Source organism: Mariniflexile aquimaris (assembly GCF_042676825.1).
GTDB classification, from domain to species: domain Bacteria; phylum Bacteroidota; class Bacteroidia; order Flavobacteriales; family Flavobacteriaceae; genus Mariniflexile; species Mariniflexile aquimaris.
The window spans coordinates 1-2,077 of the sequence record NZ_JBHTIB010000029.1; the positions used below are offsets into that span (position 1 = coordinate 1).

Sequence of the window (2,077 nt, forward strand, 5' to 3'; positions counted from 1 at the left end):
CTGACTTTTATGGTTATAATATTATTTCAAATGGAAAACGTCAACGAGTTAGGTATGGAGCTGACACGGAAATCAAAATTGATTTTGGAGAAAAACTTCCAGAGGAATTGGAAATCCCGAAAGACCCGCTTTTCGGACTTTATCTTGAAGAACTTAAAGAGTTTCAATCTTCAGACAAGGACTTTACCAAAAAGCAAATGAAAGCGGAAATAGAACAGGAAATTGGTGTACGAACTTTTTTCAAACTGACTTCAAGATATTTTGGAAAACCAATCGACGAAAAAGGAACTGATTATAATAAAATTAAAGTGACAAAATTTAAATAAAAACGAACGCCCAACACCGTGTAAAAAACATTGCTTATTTTAGTTAAGCCGTTTGGTCGTTGCCTGTTTGCTAGCTTCTGATTTTCCTTCGGAAAATCCTCGCACTCAAACACGCAACGTTCCTTACACATAAACGTTAGGCACAATATGAACAAAACCGTGAGACAAATATTATCAATTGGTATTATGACATTATTACTATCCCAAATAGGATTTAGTCAAGCGATTGAAAAATATTTTGACTCAACAATAAAAGTTGATAACCGAAATGTTCCAACAGATTTAAACCAACCTTACTTTCCGTTAGAAATGTTTCCTTATGTTAGAACAGATTGGGTTAAGGTAAACGATTCTTTGACTATAATTAGGTCAGAAATCATAGAAGGTACTTATGCAGATTTTACTATGAATTTTTTTTCAAAATATCTTCACGCAATGGAAGAACCTTTGTTATTTAATAAAAAAATTGACAAAGAAATTTATAGATTTACTTGGCTAAGGTCTTTTCATAAACCAATGACATTTAGGTTTGAAAAGAAAAATGACAGTTATATTATGTTCTATAAAGTATTAAGTATACCTGATGAATATGGTAATAACATTGGTGAAATAGAGTGTTTTCGACTAAAAATATTAAGCAAAAAAGAATGGATTAAATTCACTCAACTCATTGAAAAAGCAAATTTTTGGGAAATGAGGTTAGGTAATAGTTCTTATGGTGATGATGGTTCTCAATGGATTATGGAAGGTGTTAATCAATCAAATTATAGAGTTGTAAGTGCTTGGACACCCAGTAAGGGGGCTTTTTTTAATGCTTGTAATTATTTGATTTCTCTAATGAATTTAAAAATACCAGAAAAAGAAAAATATTAAAATACTGTGCCTAACACCGTGTATAAAAAATTGCTAGTTTTATACTAAACCAATGTTAGTTGCTTTGCTTGCCTGCATCTGATTTTCCTTCGGAAAATCCTCGCACACAAGCACGCAACTTTCCATACACATAAACGTTGTGGTGCATTTAAACAAACCCTAGAAATGAATTTAAAATTTGCCAAATATTTGATTATTATACTGCTTTTGGCAAATTGTGGAAAGCAAGAAACTGAAATAAAGAATTATGGATTGCCAAAAAGCGAAAGTGGAAGTTTAAATGTATCTCTTGAATTATCGGAATTTAAAAATTATGGAAAGCTCATTGACAGAATTCGTGAAATAACCTGCAATGATAGTATTCCAAAATTAGTTATTAAAGAAAAAAATCTGATTCGCAATATATATCCGACTGAACTTTGTGAACCGATAATTTTTGACCCAGAAGGAAAACACTATGTTACTTTCCGAAAAGGAAAACCATACGAGTGGCAAACTATTATAGAAATATTAACTGACTCATTAAGCAAAAAACTGACTGAGGATTTTTCATATTATCGGAATTCGGAAAAACTTGAAAGTTTTCTGATTATTTTAGAATCCGAACGAAATGAAAAAACAAACGGAATTGAGAAATTTATAATTGACATAACAAAAGAATACGATAAACTAGAAACTGATTTGGAACTTAATTTTGCATTTTGGGAAGTAGTTCCATATTTGCCACCACCACCTGCAAATGAAAGCGAAAATGAATAAAAACGACACCACAACACCGTATATAAAAAATTGCTGGTGTTAGGCTAAAACAAAGGTTGTTGCACGTTTGCTACGTCTGATTTTCCTTCGGAAAATCCTCGCACGCAAACACGCAACTT

Annotated in this window: 3 protein-coding genes; all 3 read left to right on the forward strand. The window is 31.9% G+C overall.

The features are described from left to right. A partial coding sequence (locus ACFQ0I_RS16410) for a hypothetical protein (RefSeq protein ID WP_379944056.1) occupies positions 1 to 326 on the forward strand: 326 nt, incomplete at its 5' end. A gap of 147 nt (positions 327 to 473) precedes the next feature. Continuing rightward, entirely contained in the window at positions 474 to 1,199 is a 726-nt protein-coding gene (locus tag ACFQ0I_RS16415) for a hypothetical protein (protein ID WP_379944057.1), read from the forward strand. A 165-nt stretch (positions 1,200 to 1,364) separates the two neighbouring features. Continuing rightward, a complete protein-coding gene (locus ACFQ0I_RS16420; protein ID WP_379944058.1) occupies positions 1,365 to 1,958 on the forward strand; it encodes a hypothetical protein in 594 nt (197 codons plus the stop codon). Positions 1,959 to 2,077: the final 119 nt, after the last annotated feature.